The sequence below is a fragment of the Micromonospora sp. M61 genome, assembly GCF_018070245.1.
Classification (GTDB): Bacteria; Actinomycetota; Actinomycetes; order Mycobacteriales; family Micromonosporaceae; genus Micromonospora; species Micromonospora zamorensis.
In genome coordinates this window covers 46,945-61,554 of sequence record NZ_JAGPYA010000002.1, presented here as the reverse complement: position 1 = coordinate 61,554, position 14,610 = coordinate 46,945, and the positions used below count along the sequence as shown (strand labels likewise).

The 14,610-nt window shown below is 72.9% G+C and carries 11 protein-coding genes and 1 pseudogene; 9 read left to right on the top strand and 3 right to left on the bottom strand.

Annotated features, from left to right (window positions below; all coding sequences use genetic code 11):
* Positions 1-38: 38 nt before the first annotated feature.
* The 6 genes and pseudogenes from KBX34_RS01450 (at position 39) to KBX34_RS01425 (ending at position 6,088) form a co-directional block, all read left to right on the top strand.
* A complete protein-coding gene (locus KBX34_RS01450) occupies positions 39-602 on the top strand; it encodes a DUF177 domain-containing protein (RefSeq protein WP_088946597.1) in 564 nt (187 codons plus the stop codon).
* A gap of 5 nt (positions 603-607) precedes the next feature.
* Positions 608-781 carry a 50S ribosomal protein L32 gene (rpmF, locus tag KBX34_RS01445; protein WP_030335284.1) on the top strand — a complete coding sequence of 58 codons (174 nt, stop codon included), beginning with the start codon at positions 608-610 and terminating at the stop codon, positions 779-781.
* 111 nt (positions 782-892) lie between these two features.
* Complete coding sequence (locus KBX34_RS01440) at positions 893-1,879, top strand: hypothetical protein (RefSeq protein ID WP_088946598.1); 987 nt, start codon at positions 893-895, stop codon at positions 1,877-1,879.
* Positions 1,876-2,622, top strand: a pseudogene (gene rnc, locus KBX34_RS01435) (ribonuclease III); the annotation flags it as partial. The gene KBX34_RS01440 and the pseudogene rnc, both read left to right, overlap by 4 nt.
* A 166-nt stretch (positions 2,623-2,788) precedes the next feature.
* Positions 2,789-3,646: a bifunctional DNA-formamidopyrimidine glycosylase/DNA-(apurinic or apyrimidinic site) lyase gene (gene mutM / locus KBX34_RS01430; RefSeq protein ID WP_088946600.1), complete on the top strand. Its 858-nt coding sequence runs from the start codon at positions 2,789-2,791 to the stop codon at positions 3,644-3,646.
* Between the two features lie 222 nt (positions 3,647-3,868).
* Positions 3,869-6,088 (top strand): MMPL family transporter, encoded by a 2,220-nt coding sequence (locus KBX34_RS01425; RefSeq protein WP_210922819.1) that lies wholly within the window; start codon positions 3,869-3,871, stop codon positions 6,086-6,088.
* A 269-nt stretch (positions 6,089-6,357) separates the two neighbouring features.
* On the opposite strand, the gene KBX34_RS01420 is transcribed toward KBX34_RS01425, so the two are convergent.
* Together KBX34_RS01420 and KBX34_RS01415 are read right to left on the bottom strand one after the other, a co-directional pair.
* Positions 6,358-7,200, bottom strand: a complete 843-nt coding sequence (locus KBX34_RS01420) for an endo alpha-1,4 polygalactosaminidase (RefSeq protein WP_210922818.1) — start codon at positions 7,198-7,200, stop codon at positions 6,358-6,360.
* Between the two features lie 117 nt (positions 7,201-7,317).
* Positions 7,318-8,466 (bottom strand): CAP domain-containing protein, encoded by a 1,149-nt coding sequence (locus tag KBX34_RS01415; RefSeq protein WP_307871301.1) that lies wholly within the window; start codon positions 8,464-8,466, stop codon positions 7,318-7,320.
* 373 nt (positions 8,467-8,839) lie between these two features.
* Between KBX34_RS01415 and KBX34_RS01410 the strand changes: the two genes are divergently transcribed.
* From KBX34_RS01410 to KBX34_RS01400, 3 genes are all read left to right on the top strand, one after another.
* On the top strand, positions 8,840-9,034 hold the full coding sequence (locus KBX34_RS01410) for a hypothetical protein (RefSeq protein WP_007456482.1): 195 nt from the start codon (positions 8,840-8,842) through the stop codon (positions 9,032-9,034).
* A gap of 358 nt (positions 9,035-9,392) precedes the next feature.
* Positions 9,393-13,007 carry a chromosome segregation protein SMC gene (smc, locus tag KBX34_RS01405; protein WP_210922817.1) on the top strand — a complete coding sequence of 1,205 codons (3,615 nt, stop codon included), beginning with the start codon at positions 9,393-9,395 and terminating at the stop codon, positions 13,005-13,007.
* Positions 13,007-13,627, top strand: coding sequence for an HAD-IA family hydrolase (locus tag KBX34_RS01400; RefSeq protein WP_210792149.1), 621 nt, complete (start codon positions 13,007-13,009; stop codon positions 13,625-13,627). Before smc ends, KBX34_RS01400 begins: the two co-directional genes overlap by 1 nt.
* A 13-nt stretch (positions 13,628-13,640) precedes the next feature.
* Here the strand turns inward: KBX34_RS01400 and KBX34_RS01395 are convergent, their stop codons facing one another.
* Positions 13,641-14,591, bottom strand: a complete 951-nt coding sequence (locus tag KBX34_RS01395; RefSeq protein WP_247671328.1) for an SMP-30/gluconolactonase/LRE family protein — start codon at positions 14,589-14,591, stop codon at positions 13,641-13,643.
* Positions 14,592-14,610: the final 19 nt, after the last annotated feature.

Here is a 14,610-nt window from a genome sequence, read left to right as displayed (position 1 = left end):
ACCTTTTTTGTCGGCCTCTCACCGGCCGGAGTCTGACTATGCCCAAGCACTCGCCATCGACACTCAACCCCAGGTCGCCGTTGGTCCTCGACACGAGGGACCTCCCGCGCCGCCCTGGCGCGTTGCGTGAAGTCCGGCGGGTCGTGCCGGCACCGGCGGACCTCGGTGTGGAGTTGATCGGCGTGCCGGAGGGCGCGGACCTCGACCTCGATCTGAGGTTGCAGTCGGTGTCCGAGGGCGTGCTCGTCTCCGGGACCATCACCGGTCCCGTTCAGGGCGAGTGCGGCCGTTGCCTGCGCGAGATCAACGACTCGATGGGCGTGACGATCCAGGAGCTGTACGCGTACGAGGACAGCACCACGGACGCCACGACCGACGAGGACGAGGTGGGCCGGATGCAGGGCGATCTGATCGACCTGGAGCCGGCGCTGCGGGACGCGTTGGTGCTCACGCTGCCGACCAACCCGCTCTGCCGGGAGGACTGCCCAGGACTGTGCCCTGAATGTGGGGCGCACTGGGACGATCTGCCGGCCGACCACAGTCACCAGCAGATCGACCCGCGTTGGGCGGGCCTGTCGCAAATGACCGTTACAGAGGAGTAAGAACCGTGGCCGTCCCGAAGCGCAAGATGTCGCGCAGCAACACCCGGTCCCGCCGGGCGAACTGGAAGGCGACCGTGGTCGCGACCGTTGCGTGCCCGCAGTGCAAGTCCCCGAAGCTGCCGCACGCCGCCTGCTCCGTCTGCGGCACCTACAACGGCCGCCAGGTTCTCGAGGTCTGACCTGGACGCCGAGTGACGCCCCCGACCCCAGGTCGGGCGGCGCGCGCATCCTGGCATTCGCCCGGTGCCCCGGCTCCCTCCGACGCCCGGCCCACTCCGGCCGGCGTCCCGGTGGAGCCGGGCACCGCGCGGATCGCCGTTGACCTCCTCGGCGGGGACGACGCTCCCGCCGTCGTGGTTGACGGCGCTCTGCGGGCCATGCGCGCCGACCCTGACCTGCACCTGCTCCTCGTCGGCCCGACCGAGGTCGCCGACGGGATGATTGCTGCCCTCGATCCGGCGCAACGTGCCCGGATCACTGTGCGGCCCGTCCGCGATGTCGTCGGTATGGCCGACCACCCCAGTGCCGCCCGCGCGGAGAGCACCGTCCGGGCCGCGGTCACCGCCGTTCGCGACGGCACCGCCGACGCCCTGGTGTCCGCCGGTGCCACCGGTGCCACCGTCACCGCCGCCGTCCTCGGCCTCGGCCGTTGGCCGGAGATCCGCCAACCTGCCCTGGCCGCCACCCTGCCCGCCGTGGCCGGGCCGGTCGTCCTGCTCGACGTCGGCGGCTCCCTCGAACCCCGCCCGGCCACTCTCGCCCGCCACGCCGTGCTCGGCGCCGCGTACGCCGCGGTGGCGCACTCGATCGCCGCGCCGCGGGTCGGCCTGCTCTCGGTCGGCACCGAGGCCGGCAAGGGCGACCGGGTCCGCCGGGCCACCGACCCCTTGCTCGCCGTCGAGCCGCTCCCCGGCGGGGCGCGCTACGTCGGCCTGGTCGAGGGGTACGACGTGGCCCTCGGCGCGCGCGCCGATGTGGTCGTCACCGACGGCTTCACCGGTAACGTGCTGCTCAAGGCCATCGAGGGCGCGTACGCCATGGCTGGCGGCCCTCCCAGCGGGGGTGGCGCGCCCCGCGCGGCCGCCCTGTTGGGCGTCGCGGGGACTGTGGTCGTCTGCCACGGTTCCGCCCGCGCCGACGACGTCGCCTCCGGCATAGCTCTCGCCGCTCACCTGTGGCGGCGGCGCGCCACCGATCTGGTCTCCGCGTTGCTCGACGGCGACGCCGCGACGGACCGCACCGACCGTTCCACCGACACCGAGGTACGCACATCATGAGCAACGACAAGCGGCGGCGGGCGTCCGTCGGTCACCTGGAAGCCGCCTTCGGCGTGAGCCTGGAACCCGAGCTGCTGCAGCGTGCGCTGACCCACCGCTCGTACGCGTACGAGAACGGCGGGTTGCCCACCAACGAGCGGCTGGAGTTCCTCGGCGACTCGGTGCTCGGCGTGGTGATCACCACGGCGCTCTTCCACAACCACCCGGACCTCCCCGAGGGGCAGCTGGCCAAGCTGCGCGCCAGCGTGGTCAACATGAGGGCCCTCGCCGACGTCGCCCGTGGTCTGGGCCCGGACGGCCTCGGCGCGTACCTGCTGCTCGGCAAGGGCGAGGAGACCACCGGCGGCCGGGACAAGGCGAGCATCCTCGCCGACACGCTGGAGGCGCTGCTCGGCGCGATCTACCTCCAGTACGGGTTGGACACCACCGGGATCGTCATCCACCGGCTCTTCGACCCGCTGATGGCCGAGTCGGCCGGCCGGGGCGCCGCCCTGGACTGGAAGACCAGCCTGCAGGAGTTGACGGCGGCGCTGGGGCTCGGCGTCCCGGAGTACCGGATCGAGGGCACCGGCCCGGACCACCTGAAGACGTTCACCGCCTGGGTGGTGGTGGCCGGCAACCGGTACGGCGGCGCCGAGGGGCGCAGCAAGAAGGAGGCCGAGCAGCGCGCCGCCGAGGCCGCCTGGCGGACGCTCGCCGAGCAGAACGGCCAGAACGACGACGGTCAGGACGGGCGGGCCGGCGACGGGCGCGAGGACCAGCCGGTCGACCGCGGCGGCTCGGCCGACTCCGACGAGCCGTTCGGGCCGTTGGAGCGCGCCGAGCGGGCGGCCCAGGCCGAGCAGGCCGACCACCTGGCGCAGGCACTGCCGGCCGGGGGTGCCGACGGCCACGAGACGGGGTCACGGGGTGCCTGAGCTGCCCGAGGTGGAGACCGTCCGGCAAGGGCTGGCCCAGTGGGTCGTCGGCCGCCGGATCACCTCGGTCGAGGTCCGTCACCCGCGTGCGGTCCGTCGGCACATCCCGGGTGACGTGCACTTCGCCGACGTGCTCGCCGGCCGGACGGTGCTCGACGCCCGCCGTCGCGGCAAGTACCTGTGGCTGCCACTGGACAGCGGCGACGCCATCATCGGGCACCTCGGGATGTCCGGCCAGATGCTGCTCCAGCCACCCGGCACCACCGACGAGACCCACCTGCGGGTCCGGTTCCGGTTCGCCGACGACGGGCCGGAGCTGCGCTTCGTCGACCAGCGCACGTTCGGCGGGCTCTCGGTGAGTGAGGGCGGCGCCGAGCTGCCCGACGAGATCGCGCACATCGCCCGCGACCCGATGGACCCGGAGTTCTCCGACGCGGAGTTCGTCGCCGCGCTGCGCCGCCGGCACACCGAGGTGAAGCGGGCCCTGCTCGACCAGACCCTGATCTCCGGGGTGGGCAACATCTACGCCGACGAGGCGCTCTGGCGCGCTGGGCTGCACGGCGCCCGACCCACCGACGCGCTGACCGGCCCTGCCGCGCAACGCCTGCTCGGCCACGTCCGCGACGTGCTCGGCGAGGCGATCACACAGGGCGGCACCAGCTTCGACGCCCTCTACGTCAACGTCAACGGCGAGAGCGGCTACTTCGACCGGGCGCTGAACGCGTACGGCCGCGAGGGTGAGCCGTGCCGGCGGTGCGGCGCACCGATCCGACGCGAGGCGTTCATGAACCGGTCCTCGTACAGCTGCCCGCACTGCCAGCCACGGCCCCGGGGTTCCCTTCGGGGATGACCCGGAGCCGACTCCGGGGTGGTGCCGGCGGGTCGCGGCCGGCCGCTCCGGGCTGGACCCTGGCGTACGTCCCGATAGCGGGTTGACGCCCGCCGAACCGACCCCCGCGCGCCCTGCGGTGATTCCGGGGTGCGCCGGGGCGGATCCCCGATGTGACCGCCTCGTCACGCACCTAACGTCAGCACCGATCACTGGGGGGCTGACGTGACAGGGGGAGTCGGAATGAGGAAAAGACCGGTGACGGTGCGGCTGGCGCGGTGGAGCGCCGAGCACCCGTGGCGGGCGCTCGCAATGTGGGCGGTGTTCGTGGCGGTGTGCTTCGTCGGCGGCAGCGCCGCCGGTCTCAACGAGGCCACCAGCGGCGACCAGGCGATCGGCGAGACAGGGCGGGCCGGCCTGATCGTGGACGCCGCTGACTTCGACGACCCGGCCGTGGACAACGTCCTCATCACCTCCCGGGGCGGTGCGCTGGACGAGGCGGCGGCCCGGGCGGCGGCCGACGACGCGGCGGCCCGGCTGCGCACTGTCGTCGGGGTCGCCTCGGTGGGCCAGCCGGTCACCGCCCGGGACGGCTCGGCGCTGCTGCTGCCGATCACGATGTCCGGTGACCCGGAGACGGCATCGGAACGGGTGCAGCCGTTGCGCGACGCCACCGCCGGCGTGCAGGCCGATCACCCGCAGTTGCGCGTCGAGCAGGTCGGCGGGCCGTCGATCGGCCAGGCCCTCGACGACACCCTGGGCAAGGACTTCAAGCGTGCCGAGCTGCTCAGCCTGCCGGTCACCCTGGCGATCCTGATCATCGCGTTCGGGGCGCTGATCGCGGCCAGCGTGCCGGTGCTGCTGGCGCTCTCCTCGGTCGCCGCCGCGATGGGTCTGTCCACTCTCGCCTCACACCTGGTGCCGGCCACCGACACCACCGCCCCGGTGATCCTGCTGATCGGCATGGCGGTCGGGGTCGACTACTCGCTGTTCTACATCCGTCGGGAGCGGGAGGAACGTGCCAAGGGCCGATCCGGCCTCGACGCCGTGGAGATCGCCGCGGAGACCTCCGGACACGCGGTGGTGGTCTCCGGCTTCGCGGTGATCATCTCGATGGCCGGGCTGCTGCTCGCCGGCGACGTGGTCTTCTCGTCCCTCGCCGTCGGCTCGATCCTCGTGGTCGCCGTCGCGGTGACCGGCTCGCTGACCGTGCTGCCCGCCCTGCTGGCCAAGCTCGGCCGCTGGGTCGACCGGCCCAGGGTGCCACTGCTCTGGCGGCTGACCGCGCCGCGCACCGGCCGGCACGGCGAGCCCCGCAAGCCCCGGCTCTGGCCCGCGGTGCTCCGGCCCGCGCTACGCGCTCCGGTGGTGACGCTGGTCATCTCGGTCGGATTGCTGCTCGCGCTGGCAGCGCCGGCGCTCGGCATGAAGCTGAAGTTCCCCGGCATGGAGGACCTGCCCCGCACCACGCCGGCCATGCAGGCGTACGACCGGCTCACCGCCGCCTTCCCGAGCACCGGCACCAATCACGTGGTGGCCGTGCGGGCGCCGGCCGAGCAGGCCGACCGGGTTCGCGCCGCCCTCACCGAACTGTCCACCCGTGCCGCCGGTGATCCGTTGTTCGCTCCGGTCGAGGCGGACGGTCCGAAGATCGAGGTGTCGGCCGACCGGCGGGTGTCGGTACTGGACGTGGCCACCCCGTACGCCAGTCGGGACGACCGGTCGGTGCAGTCACTGGAGAAGCTGCGCGCGGACCTGGTCCCGGCGGAGCTGCGGGGCATCCCCGGCATCGAGTACGCGGTCGGCGGCAGCGTGGCCGACAGCGAGGACTACGCCGCTCACGTCCGGCAGAAGTTGCCGCTGGTCATGGGCTTCGTGCTGGTGTTGACCTTCCTGGTCATGGTGTTCACCTTCCGGTCGGTGGTGATCGCGGCGAGTTCGATCGCGCTGAACCTGCTCTCCGCCGGCGCCGCGTACGGGCTGCTGGTGCTGATCTTCCAGGGTGAATGGGCCGAGGGTTTGCTCGGTTTCACCTCGATGGGCGCCATCGTGTCCTGGCTGCCGCTGTTCCTCTTCGTGGTGCTCTTCGGCCTCTCGATGGACTACCACGTCTTCGTGGTCAGTCGGATCCGCGAGGGGATCCGGGCGGGGATGCCCAACCGCGACGCGGTGTCCTACGGGATCACCTCCTCGGCCGGGGTGGTGACCAGCGCCGCGATCGTGATGGTCGGGGTCTTCTCGATCTTCGCCACGCTGAGCACGATCGACATGAAGCAGCTCGGCATCGGCCTCGCGGCGGCGATCCTGCTGGACGCCACGATCATCCGGGGCGTGGTGCTGCCGGCACTGATGACCATGCTGGGCGACGCCAACTGGTGGGCCCCGCGCTTCCTGCGCCCGCGTCCGGCGCCCGCGCCGGCCGACCCGCCGGCCCCCGCCCCGGAGCTGGTGCCGGTGCCCTGACCCCATCCGGAAACGGCCCGCGCCGTCCCCGCCCCACCGCTCGCCGTTCTTGCCCCTTGATCAACTCGGGTTCATTGATGTCGCGGTATCCCAGGCCGCCTGATACCGCGACATCATGAGAGACGAGTCGATCAAGGGGCGGAGGCCAGCGGGGCGGGGAGCGGTGGGGTGTGGCGGGGCTGGGCTGGGTGCAGCCGGGCTGGGTGCAGCCGGGCTGGGTGCAGCCGGGCCACGGCCACGGCCGGGCCACGGCCCGGCCCACAGCCGTGTCAGGGCAGGGGGCAGGCTTCCCGCCAGGCGTCCAACGGACGGTCCTTCCGGATCGACGCGAAGCCGTAGCCGACGGTGGTGACGCAGAACTCGTCGGTCGAGCTGGCGTACTCCACGTGGAAGACCGGTTTGCCGGCATCGACGAACGGCAGCAGCTTGGCGCACTGGCCCAGCCGGACGCACTCCTCGTTGACGACGAAGTCGAAGTCCGGGGCCAGTGCGGCGAGCTGGGGCACGTCGTTGACCAGCCCGGGGGAGAGGCTCAGCGAGCGGGCCAGCTCGGCCAGCCGGCGGTTGAACAGCAGTTGGTCGTCGAAGTCGAGCGGAAAGCCGGTGCGGGACGCGTACCCGTCGGCGTCGGCGAGCGCCACCGCGCCGAAGCCCTTGCCCCGGCAGAGTCGGAAACGGTCGGCCAGCACCGGCTTGAGCGCGTCCCAGCTCCGCACGTCCAGCCACCGGCTGCCGGGCCGACGCCCGGTCGAGCCCTGGACGATGTCCGGGAACCGGCTGGCGTCCGGGTCGGCGGTGCGGACCGACCCGACGTGCACCTGGCAGATCAACCGGCGGTCCCGGGAGCGCAGGTCGGTGGTCTGTTCGGTGGTGGTGACCACCGGGTCGAGCAGGAAGACGTCTGCTTCCACCGTCGGGTCGAGCGGGCCGCTGAGCTGCCACTGCCACTGCCAGGTGCGGGCAGACGCGGCCGGCCAAGCGGTGGGCGCGCCGGGCGGGGTCAGCTTGGCTCGGCACCCGTACGCCGGCACGACCAGGAGGAGCGCGACGCCGGCCGACAGGACGCGGCGCAGTGGGCGTACGGCGACGTGTCGCCGCGGCCGGATCCACATCGGCAGCTCCCGGGTCCCGGACGGCCCGTCGCCGCCCGCACCGGTACGCCGCCCCGCACCCTCGGCCCGACGTACCTCACCGGGTCAAACGAGCGCGGGGGCGCGGACGACGCGCGGTCAGCGCGGCGCGGCGAAGACCTGCGTCCAGTACGGCCCGTTGCTGTTGGCGATGCCGACGCCGATCTCGGTGAACGCGCAGTTCAGGATGTTGGCCCGGTGGCCGGAGCTGTTCATCCAGGCATCCATCACCGCGGCCGGGGTCTTCTGGTTCCAGGCCACGTTCTCGCCGTACGTGCGCCAGGTGTAGCCGACCCGGTTCAGGCGGGTGCCGGCGTTGCTGCCGTCGCTGCCGGTGTGCGACATCTTCCGGTGGTCGGCCTGGTCCTGACTGTGCTTCTGTGCGGCGGTCATCAGCTTGGCGTCGATGCTCAGCGCCTTGCAGCCGGCCTTGGCCCGCTCGGCGTTGACCAGGTTCACCACCTCGCGGGCCTGGGCGCTGACGGTGCCGCTGGAGCCGCTGGACCCGCTGTTCGTGTTCGGCGCGGTGCTGCGCTCGACGCTGCGGCGCGACGCGGCGGTGGTCCGTGATGCCGCCGGGGTCGGCTTGACGACCTTGCTCGGCGAGGGGCTCGGCTGCGCCGGGCTGGGCGTGGCGGATGGGGAGGGTGCGGCCAGGGTGTCGATGGCCGGCTGCTCGGCCGGGGCCTCCGTCGCGAAGGTGTCGTCGACGGCGGTTGGCTGACTGCCCCCGTTGTCACCGCCGGGCAGCGCGAGCGCGCCGACGCCGAAGCTCACCACGAGGGTGGCCGCTGCGGCGGCGCCTCCGATCATCAGTGGCTTGCGCCAGCGGCGGGGGGAGCGGTGCCGGCCCTCGCCGGGCCGGCCGGTAACGCCGACTGTCGTCTCCGGGTCGGCGTCGGTGTGCCAGCCGCCGGTGGTCTCCGCGTCGGTGTCCGGGTGCCAGCCGCCGGTGGGGTCCTCGGCCGGGCGGCTGTTGGCCCAGGCGCCGCTCCCGCCATCGGGGCGGTGGGCCGGCCAGGTGGCGGTGTGGGCGTCGGCCGAGGCGGCGGGTGTCGCCGGGCCCGACTGCCAGTCGGCGGAGGGCTGCTCCGGGTGCCACTCGTCGCCGGTCTGGTTGGAGTCGTCACCGAACAGGTAGGCCGAGCGGGGCTCCGGACGGTCGTGCAGCCAGGCCGGCTCGTCGGTCGGCCGTTCGACGCGCCGGGGTGCGCCGTTCGGGTCCATCGGGTCGGTCCAGCCGTACACGCCTATGCCTCCAGGGGTCGGTTGCGGGCCGGGGTGACGCTACGGCGCGCCCCCGAGCTGCGGCAACGTGGCTAAGGAAGAGTTAAGGGGAAGTCGGACGCGAGGGGGCGGACTTCCGGAAATCCGGGCGTACAGTAAAGGTGTCCGGACAGAGAGTGTCCGTGCCTTGAAGGCAGCCCCCCGACAAGTGGACAGGTCGACGTGGAGATGATCTACGGCCTGCGAGAACTTGACGAAGGAGGGGGTTTCGGCTCAATATATAGGTGTCGCCAGTCGCGCCCGGTCATGCCCAGATACAGCCTGGAATGACAGCCGCGTACTTAATGGGCGCGCGTTGGCCGGCCTTTCCGGCAGCGCATATCAAGGAGTCAGCATGGCGAAGGCCCTCTACGGCCACGTAGGTGCAGCGCCCGACCGGCGTCTGCTCGACGAGGTCACCCGACTGCGTGCCAGGGTGCAGGCACTGGAGTTCGAGATCACGCGTCTGCGTGCCGACAACGATCGGCTCGCGGCGGCTGCGGCGGAGGCGGACGATCTGCTCCGTCTGGCCGAGCCGGCGCTGACCTGATCTCCACCTCGACAAAACTGAATCGCACTATCGCAAAAAGCGCGCCGACACGTTCTGTGCCGGCGCGCAACACTGTCCGGTTCCTTTCGGGCCGACGATTTGTGATCTTGTGGTCGGTCGCACGGGAACCGTCCCGGCCGCATCCGAATAGCGCGCCCACGGATAAGCCGATCATGAACTGCTCTCGCCATTATCGGGGCCGTCGGAACAACAGCGCGGTGGTGCCTCGCGCCCTCGACGCACACGACCCGGGGCGGGTCGCGTGCTCCTCCGTTCCCACCACCGGGTTAGTCTGCGAGTTCACCCAGGTCCCCAGAGCCGGCGACGGTACGGCGGCCACCGGACGAGGATCGAGAAGGTGTATCTCAAGAGCCTGACGGTGAAGGGCTTCAAGTCCTTCGCCTCCGCCACGACGTTGAAGCTGGAGCCCGGGATCACCTGTGTGGTGGGCCCGAACGGCTCCGGCAAGTCCAACGTCGTCGACGCCATCGCCTGGGTCCTCGGCGAGCAGGGCGCCAAGGCCCTGCGCGGCGGCAAGATGGAGGACGTCATCTTCGCCGGCACCGCCGGCCGGGCGCCACTGGGCCGCGCCGAGGTCACCCTCACCATCGACAACACCGACGGCGCGCTGCCGATCGAGTACACCGAGGTCTCCATCACCCGCCGGATGTTCCGCTCCGGCGAGAGCGAGTACGAGATCAACGGCAACACCTGCCGGTTGCTCGACATCCAGGAGCTGCTGTCCGACTCCGGCATCGGCCGGGAGATGCACATCATCGTCGGGCAGGGCCGACTCGACGGCATGCTGCACGCCAAGCCGGAGGACCGGCGGGCGTTCATCGAGGAGGCGGCCGGCGTCCTCAAGCACCGCAAGCGCAAGGAAAAGGCGCTGCGCAAGCTCGACGCGATGCAGACCAACCTCAACCGCCTGACCGACCTCACCGCTGAGCTGCGCCGTCAGCTCAAGCCACTGGGCCGGCAGGCCGAGGTGGCCCGCCGTGCCGCCGCCATCCAGGCCAACCTGCGCGACGCGCGGCTGCGTCTGCTCGCCGACGACCTGGCCACCCTGCGCACCACTCTCGATCGGGAGATCGCCGACGAGACCGCGCTGCGCGAGCGGCGTGAGCAGATCGAGGGCGAGCACGTCGAGGTGCAGGGCCGGCTCGGCGAGTTGGAGGCCGCCCTCGCGGAGGACGCGCCGCTGCTCGCCGCCGCCCAGGACACCTGGTACAAGCTGTCCGCCCTCCAGGAGCGCTTCCGCTCGATCGAGCAGTTGGCCCGGGAACGGCTGCGGCACCTCAGCGCCAGCGGCGACGACGAGCGGCCCGGCCGCGACCCGGACCAGCTGGAGGCCGAGGCGGAGCGCGTCCGCGAGCAGGAGGAGGAGCTGCGCGGGGCACTGACCGACGACCAGATCCGGCTGGCCGAGGCGGTCGAGCACCGCCAGGAGCTGGAACGGCAGCTCGCCGCCGCCGAACGGGAGCTGGTCGCCGCCGCCAAGGCCATCGCCGACCGCCGGGAGGGGATGGCCCGGCTCACCGGGCAGGTCAACTCGGCCCGCGCCCGGACGACCAGCGCCGGCGAGGAGATCGAACGACTCGCCGTCGCGCACGCCGACGCGCTGGGCCGCGCCGAGCAGGCGCAGGCCGACCTGGACGCGGTGGCCGCCCAGTCCACCGAGGCCGACCGGGACAACGCGGACCTGGACGCCCGGCACGCCGAGGCGGTCGCCGTGCAGGAGCGGGCGCAGGCCACCGTGCGCTCGCTGTCCGACGCCGAGCGCGCGGCGGAGAAGGACGCCGCCACCTGGAAGGCCCGGGAGGAGGCGCTGGCGCTCGGGCTGCGCCGCAAGGACGGCGCGGGAGCGCTGCTCGCCCGGGCCGGCGACGTGCCCGGCCTGCTCGGCAGCCTCGCCGGGCTGCTCACCGTCGCGCCCGGCCACGAGGCCGCGCTGGCCGCCGCGCTCGGCGGTCTCGCCGACGCGGTCGCCGTCAGCGGGGTGGACGAGGCCGTCGAGGCGATGCGCCTGCTGAAGATCTCCGACGCCGGCCGGGCCGGCCTGCTCGTCGGCAGCCCGGCGGGGCCCGGCATGACCGGTTCCGCCGACGCGCTGCGCCCGAAGCTGCCCGACGACGCCCGGTGGGCCCCCGACCTGGTGGAGTGCAGCGCCGAGCTGCGTCCGGCCGTGCACCGGGCACTGCGCGACGTGGCGCTCGTCGACGATCTCGCCGCAGCCGCCGACCTGGTCGCCAGCAACCCCGAGCTGCGGGCGGTCACCGCCGACGGTGACGTGGTCGGGGCGTACGCGGCGGCTGGCGGGTCGGCCAAGGCCCCCAGCTACATCGAGGTGCAGGCCGCCGTCGAGGAGGCCCGCGCCAACCGGCTCACCGCCGAGCGCGCCGGTGTGGAGCTGCGCGACCAGCTCGTCGAGGCGCGCGCCGAGGTCGCCGCCGCCAAGGAGACCGTGCAGCACGCCGCCGCCGAGAAGCGTGAGGCGGAGAGCCACCGCAACGCCGCCGCCCGCCGGCTGGCCGAGCTGGGTGCGGCGGCCCGCTCGGCGAAGGCGGAGACCGACCGGCTCGGTGAGTCCCGCTCCCGCGCCGAGGCGGCTCGACAGCGGGACCTCATCGCACTCGCCGAGCTGGAGGAACGGCTGCGGCTGGCCGAGGAGACCCCGGTCGACGCCGAGCCGTCCAGCGAGGAACGGGACCAACTCGCCGCGATGGTGCCGCAGGCCCGGCAGAACGAGATGGAGGTCCGGCTCGCCGTGCGTACCGCCGAGGAGCGGGTCTCCTCGATCGCCGGTCGGGCCGACTCGCTGGCCCGGCAGGCCACCGCGGAGCGGGCCGCCCGGGAGCGCGCCGCAGCCCGGCGGGCCGCGCGCACCAGGGGTGCGGGCATCGCCCGGGCCGTCGCCGGCGGCGCCCGGGAGGCCCTCACCCGGCTCACCACCTCGATCGCGACGGCCGAGGAGCACCGCGACGCCGTCGCCCTGGAACGCGCCGCCCGCGAGGCGGAGCTTCAGGAGGTACGCGGGGCAGCCAAGCGTCTCGGCGCGGAGCTGGAGCGGCTGACCAGCCAGGTGCACCGTGACGAGGTGGCCCGCGCCGAGCAACGACTGCGCATCGAGCAGTTGGAGGCGAAGGCCGCCGAGGACTTCGGGCTGGACGTGGAGACGTTGGTCGCCGAGTACGGCCCCGCGCAGCCTGTTCCGCCGACCCAGGTCGACGTCGCGACGGCCGAACGGGACGGCCTGCCGGTGCCCGAGCCGGTGCGCTACGAGCGGCCGGTGCAGGAGAAGCGCGCCGCCAAGGCGGAACGCGAACTGGCCCTGCTCGGCAAGGTCAACCCGCTCGCGCTGGAGGAGTTCGCCGCGCTGGAGGAGCGCTTCAAGTTCCTCTCCGAGCAGTTGGAAGACCTCAAGGCCACCCGTCGGGACCTGCTCACCGTGGTCAAGGACGTGGACGAGCGGATCCTGGAGGTCTTCGCCAGCGCCTTCGAGGACACCGCTCGGGAGTTCGAGCAGGTGTTCACGGTGCTCTTCCCCGGCGGCGAGGGCCGGCTGATCCTCACCGAGCCGGACGACCTGCTCACCACCGGCGTCGAGGTGGAGGCCCGCCCGCCGGGCAAGAAGATCAAGCGGCTGTCGCTGCTCTCCGGCGGCGAGCGGTCTCTGACCGCGGTGGCCATGCTTGTGGCGATCTTCCGCGCCCGGCCCAGCCCGTTCTACATCATGGACGAGGTGGAGGCGGCCCTCGACGACGTCAACCTGGGCCGGCTGATCCTGTTGCTGGCACAGTTGCGGGAGAAGAGCCAGCTGATCGTCATCACGCACCAGAAGCGGACGATGGAGATCGCGGACGCGCTCTACGGGGTCACCATGCGCAGCGGGGTCACCCAGGTGATCAGCCAACGGCTCAACCGGGCCGACGAGGACGACCAGCGGCACGGCCGCGGCGAGGAGAACGGGTAGTGGCTCGGGAACGCGCGACGGCGCTCCTGCTGGACTTCGACGGCGTACTGCGCCGGTGGGATCCGGCGGTGGCTGCCGGTGTCGAGCGGGAGTACGGCCTGTCCGAGGGGGTGCTCGGCGAGATCGCCATGCAGTGGGGCCGGCTTCAGCCGGTGCTCACCGGCCAGGTCAGCCACGCCGAGTGGGTGAGCAGCGTGGCCGACGCTCTCGCCGAGCCGGCCGGTGGCCCGGACCGGGCCCGGGCAGCGGTGGAGCAGTGGCAGCGCTACCGGGGTGAGGTGGACACCGAGGTGCTCGACTTCGTCCGCGAGGTACGCGCGGCCGGGATCACTGTCGGGCTGGGCACCAACGCCACCGACCTGCTCGACGCCGACCTGGCCGCCCTCGGTCTGGTCGGCGAGCTGGACGTGGTGGTCAACTCCTCCACCCTCGGAGTGCACAAGCCCGCCCCGGAATACTTCCAGGCCGCCTGCCAGGCCCTGGCCACCCCGCCGGCCCGGGTGCTCTTCGTCGACGACGAGGACTGGGCCGTACGGGGTGCCCGCTCCGCCGGGCTGTCGGCGCACCGCTGGGGCGGCCACGCCGATCTGCGTTACCTGCGGGCGGCTCTGGACCACTGAGCCGCGCCGCCTCTCAGCGCAGGCCGGGGACCTCGGTCACCGTGAACGGTGGTGCCGGCGCGGTCGCGTTGAGCTGGCTGTTGACCCACAGCAGCCGGTCGTGGTCGCGGGCCAGGGTGGTCGGGGACTGCTCCAGGCCGGCGGTGTGGGACTGCCGGACCACCCGGGCGGCCCGAAGGTCGCCGTCCAGCACCGCCAGGTTGACCGCGAAGCGGTACCCGCCAGCGGGATCGGGGAAGTTGACCACGCCGTAGAGGCGGTCGCCCTCCAGCAGCAGCCCGTCGGCGCCGAGTTGTCCACCCGACACGGCGACCTCGCTGGCCGTGGCGTCGGCGAGGTCGATGCGCCACAGACGTTCGCTGCCCGGCTCACCGGTGCCCTGGTCGGCGACGAGCGCGAGCCGACCGTCGGCGGTGGCGACGATGCCGTTGAGGAAGCCGGGGGCGGCCGGGAAGCCGGACGGCAGCAGCCACGGTACGAGCGGGCCGACGCGTCCACCGTCCAGCGTGGCCCGCCAGATCGTGCCGCTGGCCGAGTCGGTCACGTACACGGCGTGGTCGGTGATCACCAGGTCGTTGAGAGCCGCACCGGTCACCGCGCTCCGCTTCGCCAGCAGGCGGCCGTCCGGGTCGTACACGAAGAGGGTCGCGGTGTCGTAACCGGCCACGAAGAGCCGGCCGGCGCGATCGACGTGGACCCCGGCGGCGCGGGTCCGCCCGTCCGAGCCGGCCGGGAGGAACGGGCGCAGCCACCGGTGTCGGACGTCGCCGCGGTAGACGGCGCCGGTGGCGACGCTGGTGACGTACATGGTGCCGGTGCGGGTGACGGCGATGCCCTCGGGCAGCACCCCCGGCTCGCCGGAGACGACGTACGTGTCGGGACGCGCGACGGCGGCGTGCGCTGGCGCTCCCGAGGTGCCGGTGAGCACGACCAGGCTGGTGGCCAGGACAAGGAAGATGTTCATGGGCCGAGGATTCCGGTCC

What these genes read in the sequence shown, in the direction of transcription:
- KBX34_RS01450 (WP_088946597.1), top strand. Translation starts at nt 39, where the DNA reads ATGCCCAAGCACTCGCCATCGACACTCAACCCCAGGTCGCCGTTGGTC.
- KBX34_RS01425 (WP_210922819.1), top strand. Translation starts at nt 3,869, where the DNA reads ATGAGGAAAAGACCGGTGACGGTGCGGCTGGCGCGGTGGAGCGCCGAG.
- KBX34_RS01395 (WP_247671328.1), bottom strand. Translation starts at nt 14,591, where the DNA reads ATGAACATCTTCCTTGTCCTGGCCACCAGCCTGGTCGTGCTCACCGGC.
- KBX34_RS01410 (WP_007456482.1), top strand. Translation starts at nt 8,840, where the DNA reads ATGGCGAAGGCCCTCTACGGCCACGTAGGTGCAGCGCCCGACCGGCGT.
- KBX34_RS01420 (WP_210922818.1), bottom strand. Translation starts at nt 7,200, where the DNA reads ATGTGGATCCGGCCGCGGCGACACGTCGCCGTACGCCCACTGCGCCGC.